Annotated in this window: 15 protein-coding genes; 11 read left to right on the forward strand and 4 right to left on the reverse strand. The window is 69.8% G+C overall.

Annotated elements, in window-relative coordinates; translation table 11 throughout:
* Window positions 1-70 precede the first annotated feature (70 nt).
* Together ACAM52_RS26720 and ACAM52_RS26725 are read right to left on the reverse strand one after the other, a co-directional pair.
* A complete protein-coding gene (locus tag ACAM52_RS26720) occupies window positions 71-1,705 on the reverse strand; it encodes a GMC family oxidoreductase (RefSeq protein ID WP_369645037.1) in 1,635 nt (544 codons plus the stop codon).
* Window positions 1,706-1,776: 71 nt separating this feature from the next.
* Window positions 1,777-3,294: a CoA-acylating methylmalonate-semialdehyde dehydrogenase gene (locus ACAM52_RS26725; protein ID WP_369645038.1), complete on the reverse strand. Its 1,518-nt coding sequence runs from the start codon at window positions 3,292-3,294 to the stop codon at window positions 1,777-1,779.
* An 86-nt stretch (window positions 3,295-3,380) separates the two neighbouring features.
* On the opposite strand from ACAM52_RS26725, the gene ACAM52_RS26730 reads away from it, so the two are divergent.
* From ACAM52_RS26730 to ACAM52_RS26760, 7 genes are all read left to right on the forward strand, one after another.
* Window positions 3,381-4,289 carry a LysR family transcriptional regulator gene (locus tag ACAM52_RS26730; protein WP_369645039.1) on the forward strand — a complete coding sequence of 303 codons (909 nt, stop codon included), beginning with the start codon at window positions 3,381-3,383 and terminating at the stop codon, window positions 4,287-4,289.
* Window positions 4,290-4,422: 133 nt separating this feature from the next.
* Window positions 4,423-5,595, forward strand: a complete 1,173-nt coding sequence (locus ACAM52_RS26735; RefSeq protein ID WP_070063474.1) for an ABC transporter permease — start codon at window positions 4,423-4,425, stop codon at window positions 5,593-5,595.
* Window positions 5,592-6,446 carry an ABC transporter ATP-binding protein gene (locus ACAM52_RS26740; RefSeq protein WP_095949775.1) on the forward strand — a complete coding sequence of 285 codons (855 nt, stop codon included), beginning with the start codon at window positions 5,592-5,594 and terminating at the stop codon, window positions 6,444-6,446. Before ACAM52_RS26735 ends, ACAM52_RS26740 begins: the two co-directional genes overlap by 4 nt.
* 8 nt (window positions 6,447-6,454) lie before the next feature.
* Window positions 6,455-7,411, forward strand: a complete 957-nt coding sequence (locus tag ACAM52_RS26745) for an MlaD family protein (protein ID WP_369630928.1) — start codon at window positions 6,455-6,457, stop codon at window positions 7,409-7,411.
* 17 nt (window positions 7,412-7,428) lie between these two features.
* Window positions 7,429-8,124, forward strand: coding sequence for an ABC-type transport auxiliary lipoprotein family protein (locus ACAM52_RS26750; RefSeq protein ID WP_369645040.1), 696 nt, complete (start codon window positions 7,429-7,431; stop codon window positions 8,122-8,124).
* A gap of 40 nt (window positions 8,125-8,164) precedes the next feature.
* Window positions 8,165-8,386 carry a hypothetical protein gene (locus ACAM52_RS26755; protein ID WP_062472741.1) on the forward strand — a complete coding sequence of 74 codons (222 nt, stop codon included), beginning with the start codon at window positions 8,165-8,167 and terminating at the stop codon, window positions 8,384-8,386.
* A 16-nt stretch (window positions 8,387-8,402) separates the two neighbouring features.
* Entirely contained in the window at window positions 8,403-8,897 is a 495-nt protein-coding gene (locus ACAM52_RS26760) for a GFA family protein (RefSeq protein ID WP_369645041.1), read from the forward strand.
* Window positions 8,898-8,901: 4 nt separating this feature from the next.
* On the opposite strand, the gene ACAM52_RS26765 is transcribed toward ACAM52_RS26760, so the two are convergent.
* Both ACAM52_RS26765 and ACAM52_RS26770 read right to left on the reverse strand, forming a co-directional pair.
* Complete coding sequence (locus ACAM52_RS26765) at window positions 8,902-9,675, reverse strand: NAD-dependent deacetylase (RefSeq protein WP_369645042.1); 774 nt, start codon at window positions 9,673-9,675, stop codon at window positions 8,902-8,904.
* Entirely contained in the window at window positions 9,672-10,535 is an 864-nt protein-coding gene (locus ACAM52_RS26770) for an IclR family transcriptional regulator (protein ID WP_062472735.1), read from the reverse strand. Before ACAM52_RS26770 ends, ACAM52_RS26765 begins: the two co-directional genes overlap by 4 nt.
* Before the next feature lie 149 nt (window positions 10,536-10,684).
* Here ACAM52_RS26770 and ACAM52_RS26775 point away from each other — a divergent pair, with 149 nt between their 5' ends.
* The 4 genes from ACAM52_RS26775 (at window position 10,685) to hmgA (ending at window position 14,903) form a co-directional block, all read left to right on the forward strand.
* Window positions 10,685-11,644, forward strand: a complete 960-nt coding sequence (locus ACAM52_RS26775) for an MBL fold metallo-hydrolase (RefSeq protein WP_062472733.1) — start codon at window positions 10,685-10,687, stop codon at window positions 11,642-11,644.
* A gap of 64 nt (window positions 11,645-11,708) precedes the next feature.
* On the forward strand, window positions 11,709-13,346 hold the full coding sequence (locus ACAM52_RS26780) for an FAD-dependent oxidoreductase (RefSeq protein WP_369645043.1): 1,638 nt from the start codon (window positions 11,709-11,711) through the stop codon (window positions 13,344-13,346).
* A 5-nt stretch (window positions 13,347-13,351) separates the two neighbouring features.
* Window positions 13,352-13,546 carry a DUF2783 domain-containing protein gene (locus ACAM52_RS26785; protein ID WP_062472729.1) on the forward strand — a complete coding sequence of 65 codons (195 nt, stop codon included), beginning with the start codon at window positions 13,352-13,354 and terminating at the stop codon, window positions 13,544-13,546.
* Window positions 13,547-13,592: 46 nt separating this feature from the next.
* On the forward strand, window positions 13,593-14,903 hold the full coding sequence (hmgA, locus tag ACAM52_RS26790) for a homogentisate 1,2-dioxygenase (protein ID WP_369645044.1): 1,311 nt from the start codon (window positions 13,593-13,595) through the stop codon (window positions 14,901-14,903).
* The last annotated feature ends 1 nt before the right edge of the window (window position 14,904 follow it).

Below are 14,904 nucleotides of genomic sequence, written 5' to 3' on the forward strand. Positions count from 1 at the left end.
CGCGAAGGCGCGAAGGCGCGCCTGGCGGCTGACACCCAGCGCGGCGCCAAGCCGCGCCGCTGAAGCCGCCTCAGCGGTTGCGGTTGTCTTCCAGAATCCAGCCCGCCGTCTTCTCCGCCATCATCAGCGTCGGACTGTTGGTGTTGCCGCTCGTGATGGTGGGCATCGCGCCCGCATCGACCACGCGCAGGCCGCGCACGCCGCGCACGCGCAGGCGCGCATCGAGCACCGCCATCGGGTCGCCGTCGGCGCCCATCTTGGTGGTGCCGACCGGGTGGAAGATGGTGGTGGCGATGTCGCCGGCCAGCCGCGCGAGGTCTTCGTCGGTCTGGTACTGCACGCCGGGCTTCCACTCCTGCGGCTTGTACTTGGCGAGCGCGGGCTGCTGCGCGATGCGGCGCGTCACGCGCAGCGAATCGGCCGCGACCTTGCGGTCTTCCTCGGTGCTCAGGTAGTTGGGCGCGATGGCGGGCGCGTCTTCGAAACGCGCGCTCTTGATGCGCACCGAGCCCCGGCTCGTCGGGTTCAGGTTGCACACGCTCGCGGTGAAGGCCGGGAAGCTGTGCAGCGGCTCGCCGAAGGCATCGAGCGACAGCGGCTGCACGTGGTACTGGATGTTGGGCCACGCGCGGTCGGGCGAGCTGCGCGTGAAGGCGCCCAGCTGCGACGGCGCCATGCTCATCGGGCCGCTGCGTTTCAGCAGGTATTCGAGGCCGATCTTCGCCTTGCCGACCAGCGACGAGGCCAGCACGTTGAGCGTGGGCGCGCCCTCGATCTTGTAGACCGCGCGGATCTGCAGGTGGTCCTGCAGGTTGGCGCCGACGCCGGGCGCGTCCAGCGCCACCTCGATGCCGTGCTGGCGCAGCAGCTCGGCCGGGCCGACGCCCGACAGCTGCAGGATCTGCGGCGAGCCGATGGCGCCCGCGCTCAGGATCACTTCGCACTCGGCATGCGCCGTGGTCATCTCGGTGCCGTCCCACACCTGCGCGCCGGTGCAGCGTTTCGTGCCGTCGGGCAGCGTCTCGAACAGCAGGCGCGACACCTGCGCGCCGGTCCACAGTTCGAAGTTGGGGCGGCCGTAGCAGGTGGGCCGCAGGAAGGCCTTGGCGGTGTTCCAGCGCCAGCCGTTCTTCTGGTTGACCTGGAAGTAACCCACGCCTTCGTTGCTGCCGCGGTTGAAGTCGGCGGCGTGCGGCACGCCGGCCTGCACGGCCGCGTCAGCAAACGCATCGAGGATGTCCCAGCGCAGCCGCTGTTTCTCGACACGCCACTCGCCGCCCGCGCCGTGCATCTCGTCGGCGCCCAGGTAGAAGTCTTCGTGCTTGCGAAAGGCCGGCAGCACGTTCTCCCAGCGCCAGCCCTCGTCGCCCGTGAGCTCAGCCCAGTGCTCGTAGTCGCGCGACTGGCCGCGCATGTAGATCATGCCGTTGATGCTGGAGCAGCCGCCCAGCGTCTTGCCGCGCGGATAGCGCAGCGTGCGGCCGTTGAGGCCCGCGTCGGGCTCGGTGTTGTAGAGCCAGTCGGTGCGCGGGTTGCCGATGCAATACAGGTAGCCCACCGGAATGTGAATCCAGTGGTAGTCGTCCTTGCGGCCGGCCTCGATGAGCAGCACGCGCTTGGTCTTGTCGGCGCTCAGGCGGTTGGCGATGAGCGAGCCGGCGGTGCCGGCGCCGATGATGATGTAGTCGAAGGTGGTGTCGCTCATGGCGGCTGGCTTTTTGTCTCTCGTTGTTCTTCGGATGCGAAGCGCCGCGCGTGCGGCGCCCCCTTTTACCTTTACTTCGCTGTCGGCATCACGAACTCTGCGCCCTTGCCGATGCTCTCGGGCCAGCGCTGCATGATCGACTTCTGCTTCGTGTAGAAGCGCACGCCCTCTTCGCCATACGCGTGCATGTCGCCGAACAGGCTCTTCTTCCAGCCGCCGAAGCCGTGCCAGGCCATCGGCACCGGGATCGGCACGTTGATGCCGACCATGCCGACCTGGATGCGGCGGCCGAACTCGCGCGCCACGTTGCCGTCGCGCGTGAAGCAGCTCACGCCGTTGCCGAACTCGTGGGCGTTGATGAGGTCGACGGCTTCCTTGAAGGTCGCGACGCGCAGGCAGCCCAGCACGGGGCCGAAGATCTCTTCCTTGTAGATGCGCATCTCGGGCGTGACGTGGTCGAACAGCGTGCCGCCCATCCAGAAGCCGTCGCCGCAACCTTCGCCGGCCTTGTTGCCGTCGAAGCTGCGGCCGTCGACCAGCAGCTTCGCGCCTTCCTTCTCGCCCTGCGCGATGTAGCCGGTGATGCGCTCGTGCGCGGCGCGCGTGACGATCGGGCCCATCTCGGCCGCGAGGTTCTCGCCATCGAGCACCTTCAGCGTCTTGGTGCGTTCGATGAGCTTGGGCAGCAGCCGGTCGGCCACGTCGCCCACCAGCACCGCGACGCTGATCGCCATGCAGCGCTCGCCGGCCGAGCCGTAGCCGGCACCGATCAGCGCATCGACCGCCTGGTCGATGTCGGCGTCGGGCATGACGACCATGTGGTTCTTCGCACCGCCCAGCGCCTGCACGCGCTTGCCGTGGCGCGCGCCGGTTTCGTAGATGTAGTTGGCGATGGGCGTGGAGCCCACGAAGCTGATCGCCTTGACGTCGGGGTGCTCCAGCAGCGCGTCGACCGCGGCCTTGTCGCCCTGCACCACGTTGAACACGCCGTCGGGCAGGCCGGCCTTCTTGAGCAGCTCGGCCATCAGCAGCGACGGGCTCGGGTCGGTCGGGCTGGGCTTGAGCACGAAGGTGTTGCCCGCAGCAATGGCCACCGGGAACATCCACATCGGCACCATCACCGGGAAGTTGAAGGGCGTGATGCCCGCGACCACGCCCAGCGGCTGGCGCAAGGTCCAGTTGTCGATGCCGGTGCTCACCTGGTCGGTGAAGTCGCCCTTGAGCAGCTGCGGAATGCCGCAGGCGAACTCGACGATGTCGATGCCGCGGCTCACTTCGCCCTGCGCGTCGGTGAACACCTTGCCGTGCTCGGCGGTGATGAGGTGGGCGAGCTCGTCCTTGTGCTGGTTGAGCAGCTCCAGGAACTTGAACATCACGCGCGCCCGGCGGATCGGCGGCGTGTCGGCCCAGGCCGGGAACGCGGCTTGGGCGGCGGCCACGGCGGCGGCCACCTGCGCGGCATCGGCCAGGCCGACCTTGCCGGTGACGGCGCCGGTGGCGGGGTTGGTCACGTCCTGCGTGCGGCCGGAGGTGTTGGCGGCGGGGGCGCCGGCGATGTGGTGGTCGATATTTCGGGTGCTGATGGACATGTGCGGGTCTCCTGAAGGCAATTTGGCCCAATCCACGAAGAGAAAGCCAATGAATTCGCGTCGATGGCGCTATAAATCAGTCTTATATGACTACGTCATCGATGGACCTCCAGATTCTGCGCGCCTTCATCCTGGCGGCGCGCGAGGGCAACGTCTCGCGCGCCGCCGAAAAGCTGCACCTGACGCAGCCCGCGGTGAGCCTGCAGCTCAAGCGTTTCGCGGAAGAAACCGGGCTGGTGCTGTTCACCCGCACGCCGCACGGGCTGGCGCTCACGGCCGACGGCGCGGCCATGCTGCCGCAGGCCGAGCGCGTGCTGGCAGCCGTGGGCGACCTGCAGCAGGCCGCGCGCAACCTGCAGGTCACGGTGCGCGGGGCGCTGCGCATCGGCACCATCCTCGACCCCGAATTCACGCGCCTCGGCGTGTTCCTGCGCGAGCTGGTCGAGGCCGCGCCGCAGATCGAGACCGAGCTGCGCCACGGCATGAGCGGCAGCGTGCTGGCGCAGGTGCTGCGCGGCGAGCTCGACGTGGGCTTTCACCTCGACCCCGGCGACGAACCCGACACCGCCGCACCGGCGCCGCTGGCGGTGCGCACGCTCACCCGCTTCAGCTACCGCGTGGTCGCGCCGGCCGGCTGGGGCCCGCAGGTGCTGGGGCGCGACTGGAAGGCGCTGGCCGCCCTGCCCTGGCTCGCCACGCCGCCCGAGTCGGCGCACCACCGTTTGCTGGAACGCGTGTTCGGCCCGCTCGGCCTGGCGCCCCGGCGCGTGGCGCTGGTTGACCAGGAAGCCTCGATGCTCGACCTGCTGAAGTCGGGCGTCGGCCTGAGCCTGGTGCGCGACTCGATCGCGATCCGCGAAAGCCAGGCGCACGGCCTCGTGCTGGCCGACCGCGTGCGGCTGGATTGCGCGCTGCGTTTCGTCTCGCTGGCCGCGCGGCGCGACGAGCCCGTGATCGCCAGCGCATGGAACGCGCTGGCCCGCGCCTGGAGCTGAAGGGTTCCTGAAAAAAACGGCGTCTGGCCCTACGCAAACGAAGGGCCAGACGCACACAAGCCCCGGATGCACGCGGTTACGATGCGCCCTCTCACCTGAACCTTTGTTTACGTTTTGTCCCGCACCTTTGCCCATGTCGCCCACCCCGTCGCCCGCTGACGCCCCCGCCACCGACGACGCCTTCGCGCCGCCGCGCGCGCAGACGCAGGACGTGGACGGCCGCACCTGGGCCGTGGCCAGCGGTTGCTGGACCACGCTGGCGATGTCGACGCGCCCGGCCTGGGAGGCGCTGGCCAAGGACCTCGCGGCGCTGCCGCCCGCGGACGACCGGGCCTGGGACCTGCGCCCCATCGGCCAGCTCGACCACATCGGCGCCCAGCTGCTGTGGGAACACTGGCGCCAGGCCTGGCCGGCCACGATCGAGCTGTCGCCGCAGCACCAGGCGGTGCTCGACCAGGTGGCGAAGTTCACGGTGGCCACGCCCGACGAGCCGCCCAAGTCGCTGAGCGACCGGCTGCACGCACTGGCCCACCACGGCCCGCGCGCGATGGTCGTGCTGCGCGACTTCGTGGGCCTCATCGGCCAGCTCGCGCTCGACCTGTGCACGCTGGCGCGCGCGCCGCACCGCGCGCCGTGGCGCGACTTCTCGGGCCACCTCTATCAGTTCGGCGCCACGGCGCTGCACATCACGGCGCTGGTCGGCCTCTTGATCGGCGTGGTGCTGGCGTACCTGATCTCCCAGCAGCTGCGCAACTACGGCGCCGAGGCCTTCGTGGTGAACATCCTCGGGCTGTCGCTGATCCGCGAGCTCGGGCCGGTGCTGGCCGCCGTGCTGATCGCGGGCCGCTCGGGCTCGGCGATCACGGCGCAGATCGGCGTGATGCGCGTCACCGAGGAGCTCGACGCGATGCGCGTCATGGGCATCCCGCACGGCTTCCGTCTCGTGATGCCGCGCGTGCTGGCGCTGGCCATCGCGATGCCGCTGATCAGCCTGTGGACCTCGATGGCGGCGCTGGCCGGCGGCATGCTCGCGGCCGACGCCGCGCTGGGCATCTCGCCGTCGTATTTCCTGTCGGCATTGCCGCGCGCGGTGCCCATCTCCAACCTCTGGCTGGCCCTGGCCAAGTCGGCGGTGTTCGGCGTGCTGATCGCGCTGATCGGCTGCTACTTCGGCATGAAGGTCAAGCCCAACACCGAGAGCCTGGGGCGCGGCACCACGTCGTCGGTCGTGACCTCGATCACCGCGGTGATCCTGGTCGACGCGCTCTTCGCAGTGCTCTTCAAGGGCATAGGATTCCGCGGATGAACGCCGCCGCGACATCCCCGTCGAACACCGTGGTCGACATCCGCAAGCTCTGGACCGTGTTCAAGAGCCCCGATGGCGAACAGGTGGTGCACCGCGACCTCGACCTGCACCTCGACCGCGGCGAGGTGCTGTCGCTGGTCGGCGGCTCGGGCACCGGCAAGACGGTGCTGCTGCGGCAGATTCTCGGGCTGCAGAAACCCACGAAGGGCGCGGTCGAGGTGCTGGGCCGGGCGCCGGGCGAACTCAGCGCGGCCGGTGCGGCCAACGTGGGCATGCTGTTCCAGCACGGTGCGCTGTTCTCGGCCTTCAGCGTGCTGGAGAACATCGCCTTTCCGCTGCGCGAACTCAAGCTGCTGCCCGACGAGCTGATCCGCAACGCCGCGCTCGTGAAGCTGCAGATGGTGGGGCTGGAGCCGCAGCATGCGAACAAGAGCCCGTCGGACCTGTCGGGCGGCATGATCAAGCGCGTGGCGCTGGCGCGCGCGCTCATCATGGACCCGCCGCTGCTGCTGCTCGATGAGCCCACGGCCGGCCTCGACCCCGAAGCGTCGGACAGTTTCTGCGACCTGCTGCGCGGCCTGCACCGCGAGCTGGGCCTGACGGTCGTGATGGTCACGCACGACCTGGACACCCTGTTCGACCTGAGCACCCGCATCGCGGTGCTGGCCGACCAGAAGGTGATCGTGAGCGGCACGGCGCGCGAAGTCATCGCCTACCCGCATCCCTTCATCCACGAATACTTTCTCGGCGGGCGCGGCCAGCGCGCCCTGGAGGCGCTGCACGACAAGCCCGCCGCCGGCAAAGCACCACCCGCGCCGCAGCCCGAGGCCGCGCGCGCTGAAGAAAGGTAGGTCCCCTCATGGAAAACAAGGCCCATGCCCTCGCCGCCGGCGCCTTCGTGCTCGGCCTGATCGCCGCGCTCGTCGCGCTGGTGGTCTGGTTCACGCGCGACAACACCGTGCGCAACGTCTACGAACTCTCCACCCGCGACGCCGTGAGCGGCCTGCAGCCGCAGGCCCAGGTGCGCTACCGCGGCATCTCGGTCGGCAAGGTGACCTCGATCGACTTCGACCCCAAGACCAAGGGCAACGTGCGCGTGCGCATCACGGTCGACGAGCGCGTGCCGCTCACCACCTCCAGCTTCGCCACGCTGAGCTACCAGGGCGTGACCGGCCTGGCCTTCATCGCGCTGGACGACGAAGGCGAATCGACCGTCGCGCTCAAGCCGAACAACGACAACCCGCCGCGCATTCCGCTCAAGCCCTCGATGCTCGCGAAGCTGCAGGACCGCGGCGAGGAAATCATCGACCAGGTGGAAGAAGTGACCAAGCGCGCCAACGCGCTGCTGGCCGACGCCAACCAGAAGCGCGTGGCCGACGCGCTGGAGAACATCGCGGCCGCCTCGGCCAGCGCCAACACGCTGCTCAAGCAGCTCGACAACACCGTCAAGACCGGCCTGAACCCGACGCTGGCCGCCATGCCCGAAACGCTGTCGACGGTGAAGAAGGCGGCCGGCGACGTCTCGCGCGTGGCCAACAACTTCAACTCCACCGTGGGCCGGCTCAACGCACCCGACGGCCCGGTCGAGCGCCTGAGCGAGGGCACCAAGGCGCTGGCGCAGGCGGTCGACTCGTTCAACGCCGCCACCCTGCCGCGCGTGAACCGCGTGGCCGACGACACCGCCCACGCGGTGCGCCGCCTGGGCCGCGCGGCCGACAGCATCAACGACAACCCGCAATCGCTGCTGTTCGGCAATGGCGGCGCCGCCGCGGGCCCGGGCGAGCCCGGCTTCGTCGCGCCCGCCGCACGCCACTGACCGGGAGCAGACACACCATGCGCATGAAGAACACCCTCCCCGCCCTCGCCAGCCTCGGCTGTGTGCTGCTGGTCGCCGGCTGCGGCATGCTGCCCGACAAGCCGGCGCGCGCCACGCTGTACGACTTCGGCCCCGGCCTTTCGGCCACGGCACCTGCCACCGCTGCCGCGCCGGCCACCGCGCTGCCGGCGCTGTCCCTCGCGGAGTTCGACAGCAACACGCGCCTGGACGGCACGCAGATCCTGTACCGCCTGGGCTATGCCGACGCCAACGAGCTGCGCCCCTACGGCCAGTCGCGCTGGAGCCTGCCGCCCGCGCAGCTGCTGCGCCAGCGGCTGCGCGACACGCTGGCCGAGCGCCGCACCGTGCTCGGCCCCGAAGAAAGCGCGACGCTCGCGCGCACCGAGGGCATCGTGCCCGACACGCTGCGCATCTCGCTCGACGAGTTCAGCCACTACTTCGACGCGCCCGCGAGCAGCACGGGCCTGGTGCGCCTGCGCGCCACACTGGTCCGCACCGCCACGGGCGGCGACCGCGTGATGGGCCAGCGGACCTTCACCGTGCGCCGTCCCGCCGCCAGCGCCGACGCGCCCGGCGGCGTGAAGGCGCTCATCGCGGCGAGCGACGCGGCCATGGCCGAGGTCGTGCAGTGGGTCGACCAGCTGCAGCAGCAGGAGCCGCCGCAGCCGCGCACGGCGGCGCCGCGGCGCTGAACGGCTTTTCATTCCAACCAACCCTGAGGAGACCCGTCCCATGAACGCAACGCGCATCGTCGGCATCCTGCTGGTCGTGGCCGGCATCGCCGGGCTCGGCCTGGGCGGCTTCAGCTTCACCAAGGAAACGCATCAGGCCAAGCTGGGCCCGCTGGAGTTCTCGGTGAAGGAAAAACAGACCGTCAACATCCCGGCCTGGGCCGGCGTGGCGGCGATCGTGGTGGGCGGCGCGCTGGTGCTGCTGGGTGGCAAGAAGGGCTGAGCGCCCGACCACCGCCATGGCCGACGCCTTCGTGCCGCTGGAAGGCGGCTGCACCTGCCGGCAGGTGCGCTACCGCCTGAACGCCCCGCCGCTCTTCGTGCACTGCTGCCACTGCCGCTGGTGCCAGCGCGAGACGGGCTCGTCCTTCGCGCTCAACGCGCTCATCGAACCCGAGCATGTGCAGGTGCTGCAGGGCACTGTCGATCTGGTGCTCACGCCCTCGGCCAGCGGGCGTGGCCAGAAATACGCGCGCTGCCCGGCCTGCCATGTCGCGCTGTGGAGCCACTACGCGGGCGCCGGCGACGCCGTGAGCTTCATCCGCGTGGGCACGCTCGACACGCCCGACCGGCTGCCGCCGGACCTGCACATCTTCACGATGTCCAAGCAGCCGTGGGTGGTGCTGCCGGCCGGCGCAGCGGCGGTGCACGAGTACTACGACCGCAAGGATTACTGGCCTGCCGAAAGCCTCGCGCGCTGGCGCGTGCTGCGCGAGAAGATGCGGGCCGGCTAGCGCTTCAGTCGCCGGCCATCCCGGCGACCAACTTCGGCAACAGGTCTTCCGACGCCCCCCGCAACACCACCGCCGCCGCATCGTCCAAGTGCGGCAACGGCTCGATGTTCAGCGTGACCAGCCGGGCCCCGCGCGCCATCGCCAGCTTGGGCAGCTCGGCCGCCGGGTAGACGATGGTGGTGCTGCCGACCACCAGGAACAGGTCGGACTCCTGCGCCGCCACTTGGGCGTCGAGCAGCACGCCGGCGTTCAGCATCTCGCCGAACATGACCACGTCGGGCCGCGCGTGCGAGCCGCAGCGCAGGCAGCGGTGGAACGGCCAGGGGCCGCTGCGGTTGCCGCAGTGGTCGCAGCGCCAGCGGCGCAGCGAGCCGTGCAACTCCAGCACGTCCTGCCCGCCGGCCTTGCCGAGCAGGCCGTCGACGTTCTGCGTGATGAGCCGGGTCGCAGGGCGCAGCCGCTGCAACTGCGCGAGCGCGAGGTGGCCGGGGTTGGGCGACGCAGCCTCGATCAGCGCCAAGCGCTGGGCCCAGAACTTCGTGAAGTCGCCGGGGTCGCGCGCGAGGTCGTCGGCATGCGAGAACTTGAGCGCGTTCTGGCTCATCCACAGGCCGTCGGCGTCGCGGTAGGTCGGAATGCCCGAGGCCTTGGACAGCCCCGCGCCCGAGAAGACCACGATGCGACGCGCGCCGCGCAGCAGCGCCACGGTGCGGTCGATGCGCAGCGCGAGGTCGTCGGAAGAAGAGAAAGAAGACAAGGCGGAAGAAAACAGGGTCATCGATCGGAAACAGAGGGCACCACGGCGCCGGTGGCGCTCGCGCCCAGGCGCTGCGACACCGTGCCCGCGCAGGCCTTGAGCGCGCGCGCGATCTCGCCGTCCCAGGCGGTGTGGAAGATGCCGGCCGGGCCGATGGCGGTCACGGCCAGCACGATGGCGCCGGTGTGGTCGAACACGGGCGCGGCCATGGCGCTCACGCCCTCGATCACCTCGCCGTCGGAGCGGCTGATGCCGTGGTCGCGCACTTCCTGGCACTGGCGCTCGAAGTCGCTCCACGAGGGCAGCGGTTGCACCGGCGGCATGCCGGCCGGCGGCGCGGGCTCGGCGGCGCCCTTGCGCTGCTTCTGGCGCTGGCGCTCGTCCTCGAGCTGCGCGCGCACCACCGCCGGGTCGAGGTAGGCGGCAAAGACGCGGCCCGAGGCCGTGTTGGTGAGCGAGAACACCGTGCCGTGGCGCATGTTCACGTGCACCGGCGAGGGCGACTCGGCCGTGCGCACGATGGTCGCGCCGCGCGCGCCCCACACGGCCAGCGCCACGGTGTGGCCGATCTGCTGCGCGAGCTGGCCGATCAGCGGCGTGGCGATGTGCACCGGGTCGGCCTGCTGCAGGCTGATCAGCCCCAGTTGCAAGGCCAGCGGGCCGAGCAGATAGTGGCCGCTGGCGCGGTCCTGCTCGATGAGGCCCAGCCGGCCGAAGCTCACCATGTACGGGTGGGCCTTGGCGGCCGTCATGTCCGCTTCGCGGGCAAGGTCTTTGAGCGCCATCGGGCGGCCGTGGTGCACCAGCGCGCGCAGCAGCTGCCCGCCGACTTCGATGCTCTGGATGCCGCGCTGGGCGCGGTCGGTGTCAGTCGCTGCCATGGCCGCCTTGCCGTCTGGTTGTTCGTTCATGAAGAAGGCATTAGACATGAACTGATCTCGGGCTTACACTCCGCGCATTCGTTATCTGCAAACTCGTTCGCCTTAAACGAATCAGGCGAATCCCAAAACCACCCCACCGGAGACACACGATGAGCCAAGCCAAGAAATTCGCCAGCCAGGCCGACCTGGAAGAAAAGAAGATCACCTTCAGCCAGATCTCGGAGCACGCCTGGGCCTACACGGCCGAGGGCGACCCCAACACCGGGATCATCATCGGCGACGACTGCGTGCTGGTGGCCGATACCCAGGCCACGCCCGCCATGGCCGCCGACGTGGTGCGCCGCATCCGCGAAGTGACCGACAAGCCCATCAAGTACGTGGTGCTCACCCACTACCACGCAGTGCGCGTGCTGGGCGCGGCGGGCTACGGCGCCGAACACATCCTGGCCAGCCAGGACACGCGCGACCTGATCGTGGAGCGCGGCGAGGAAGACAAGGCCAGCGAAATCGGCCGCTTCCCGCGCCTGTTCCAGAACGTGGAGACGGTGCCCCCGGGCCTGACCTGGCCCACCATGACCTTCACCGGCAAGATGACGCTGTGGCTGGGCAAGCTCGAAGTGCAGCTGCTGCAGCTGGGCCGCGGCCACACCAAGGGCGACACGGTCGTCTGGCTGCCCCAGGAGCGTGCGCTGCTGTCGGGCGACCTGGTCGAGTTCGGCGCCACGCCGTACGCCGGCGACGCCTACTTCCAGGACTGGCCGCAGACGCTGGACAACATCGCCGCCCTGAAGCCCCTCGCCCTGGTGCCGGGCCGCGGCGCCGCGCTGACCACGCCCGAAGCCGTGGCCGAGGGCCTGAACGGCACGCGGGCCTTCATTTCCGACGTGTACGCCAGCGTGCAGGAAGGCGTGAAGGCCGGGCGCGACCTGAACGCGGTCTACAAGGAAACCTACGCGAAGCTGCAGCCCAAGTACCAGCAGTGGGTGATCTTCGACCACTGCATGCCCTTCGACGTGAGCCGCGCCTACGACGAGGCCTCGGGCCACGCCGACCCGCGCGTGTGGACGGCCCAGCGCGACATCGACATGTGGAAGGCCCTGGAAGGCTGATCGCGCCGCGACCTTCCCCCGCGCGGGGAAGGCGACGGAAACGACAAGGACACGGAGACACCACGTGATCGACTATCAAAGCCTGCGCTTCGACTACACCCGCCACGCCGACCAGGACGCCGCCGCGCCCGCCCGCCACCCCGTGGTGGTCGTGGGCGCCGGCCCGGTGGGCCTCACGCTCGCCATCGACCTCGCCCTGCGGCAAATTCCCGTGGTGCTGCTCGACAACGACAACAGCCTGTCCAGCGGATCGCGCGCGATCTGCTTCGCCAAGCGCACGCTCGAGGTGTTCGACCGCCTCGGCTGCGGCGACCGCATGGTGGACAAGGGCGTGTCGTGGAACGTCGGCAAGGTGTTCTTCCATGACGAGCAGGTCTACCGCTTCGACCTGCTGCCCGAGCCCGGCCACGAGCGCCCGGCCTTCATCAACCTGCAGCAGTACTACGTCGAGGGCTACCTCGTCGAACGCGCCGCGGCCTTGCCGCTGATCGACCTGCGCTGGAACAACAAGGTCACCGGCATCGAGCAAGGCGAGGATGGCGCAGTGCTCACGGTCGAAACGCCCGAGGGCGAGTACCGCCTGCAGGCCGGCTACGTCGCCGCCTGCGACGGCTCCCGCTCCAACCTGCGCCAGATGCTGGGGCAGGAAGCCAAGGGCCGCGTGTTCCGCGACCGCTTCCTGATCGCCGACATCACCATGGACGCGCAGCTGCCCACCGAGCGCCGCTTCTGGTTCGACCCCTCGTTCCACCCCGGCCAGAGCGTGCTGCTGCACAAGCAGGCCGACGGCATGTGGCGCGTCGACTTCCAGCTCGGCTGGGACGCCGACCCGGTGGAAGAGCGCAAGCCCGAGCGCATCACGCCGCGCGTGCGCGCGCTGCTGGACAGCATCGGTTTCGAAGGCGTGCAGTTCCAGATCGGCTGGGCCAGCGTCTACACCTTCGCCTGCCAGCGCATGGAGCGCTTCCGCCACGGCCGCGTGCTGTTCGCGGGCGACTCGGCGCACGGCGTGTCGCCCTTCGGCGCGCGCGGCGCCAACTCGGGCGTGCAGGACGCAGACAACCTTGCGTGGAAGCTCGCGGCCGTGCTGGCCGGCGACGCGCCCGACGCGCTGCTCGACAGCTACGCCAGCGAACGCGAGTACGCGGCCGACGAGAACATCCGCAATTCGACGCGCGCCACCGACTTCATCACGCCCAAGAGCGAGGTGAGCCGCCTCTTCCGCGACGCGGTGCTCGAGCTGACCAAGCGCCACGCCTTCGCCCGCTCGCTGGTCAACAGCGGACGGCTGTCGGTGGCCACGGTGCTGCGCGACTCGCCGCTCAACACACCCGACGCCGACACCTTCGTCGGCGCGATGGTGCCCGGCGCCGCCGCGGCCGATGCGCCTGTGCGGCGCGCCGACGGCAGCACCGGCTGGCTGCTGCGCGAATGCCATGTGGCGCGCTTCACCGCGCTGGTGTTCGGCACCGGCGACGCCGCCGAGCGCAGCCTGCAGGCGCTGAAGAGCAGCGACCTCGCGCTGCACGTCGTGCGCGTGGAAGGCACCGGCGCCGACGCCGAACTCGCCACGCAGCGCTACGACGCGCAGCCCGGCACCGTCTACCTGCTGCGGCCCGACCAGCATGTGTGCGCGCGCTGGCGGCACCCCACGGCGGCGAAGCTTCGCGCGGCCCTCGACCACGCACTGGCAAAGGCATGACCCCGATGCAACCGCAACTGATCACCACGCCGAACCTCGAAGCGCCCGACGATTTCTACGAGGCGCTCATCGAGGCCCACCAGGGGCTTTCCACCGAGGAAAGCCACGCCTTCAACGCACGGCTCGTGCTCGTGCTGGCCAACCACGTCGGCTCGCTGGCCGTGCTGCGCGAAGCCTTCGACGCGGCGCGCGCCGGCTGAACGGCCGCACGCTCCCACCTCATCGCGACTTTCGAAAGACAAGCCCATGACCCAAGCAACACCCGCCGCCGAACGGCGCTACCAGAGCGGCTTCGGCAACGAATACGCCTCCGAGGCCGTGCCCGGTGCGCTGCCGCAAGGCCGCAACAACCCGCAGCGCGGCCCCTTCGACCTGTACACCGAGCTGCTCTCGGGCACCGCCTTCACGGCGCCGCGCCACGAGAACCGCCGCACCTGGCTGTACCGCCGCCAGCCCTCGGTGGTGTCGGGCCGCTACCAGCCCTACGCGCAGGCGCACTGGACCACCGGCGCCGACCGCGAGATCGCGCTGCCGCCCGAGCCGATGCGCTGGGGCCCGCTGCCGCTGGACGGCGCGGCCGACGTCGACTTCATTGACGGCATGCACACGCTGGCCGCCAACGGCGACGCCGAATCGCAGGTCGGCATCGGCTCGCTGATGTACATGGCCGGCCGTTCGATGGAACAGCGCGCCTTCGTCAACGCCGACGGCGAGATGCTGGTGATGCCCCAACAGGGCCGCCTCGTCGTCACGACCGAACTCGGCGTGCTCGACGTCAAGCCCGGCGAAATCGTGGTGCTGCCGCGCGGCATGGCCTTCAAGGTCGCATTGCCTGACGGCCTCTCGCGCGGCTACGTGTGCGAGAACTACGGCGCGCACTTCCGCCTGCCCGAACTCGGCCCGATCGGCTCGAACGGCCTGGCCAATGCCCGCGACTTCCAGGCGCCCGTGGCGGCCTTCGAGGCAGACGGCGGCGCCTACGAGCTGGTGAAGAAATTCGGCGGCCGCTTCTGGACCGCACCGACGCAACAGTCGCCCTTCAACGTGGTCGCGTGGCACGGCAACCTCGCGCCGGTGAAGTACGACACAGCCAACTTCATGGTCATCGGCTCGATCAGCTTCGACCATCCCGATCCGTCGATCTTCACCGTGCTGACCTCGCCCAGCGACACGCCCGGCACCGCCAACTGCGACTTCGTGATCTTCCCGCCGCGCTGGATGGTGATGGAAAACACCTTCCGTCCGCCGTGGTTCCACCGCAACCTCATGAGCGAATTCATGGGCCTGGTGCTGGGCGAGTACGACGCCAAGCCGGGCGGCTTCAAGCCCGGCGGCGCGAGCCTGCACAACTGCATGGTGCCGCACGGCCCGGACGAGGAGGCCTTCGACAAGGCCACGCACGCCGACCTCAAGCCGCACAAGCTGGACAACACGCTGGCCTTCATGTTCGAGAGCCGCTACCGTTTCATCCCGACGAACTTCGCGCTGCAAAGCCCGGCGCTCGACACCGACTACACCGACTGCTGGGCCGGTCTCAAGGACCAATTCAAGCCATGAA

The organism is Variovorax sp. V118 (genome assembly GCF_041154445.1).
Lineage (GTDB): Bacteria > Pseudomonadota > Gammaproteobacteria > Burkholderiales > Burkholderiaceae_C > Variovorax > Variovorax boronicumulans.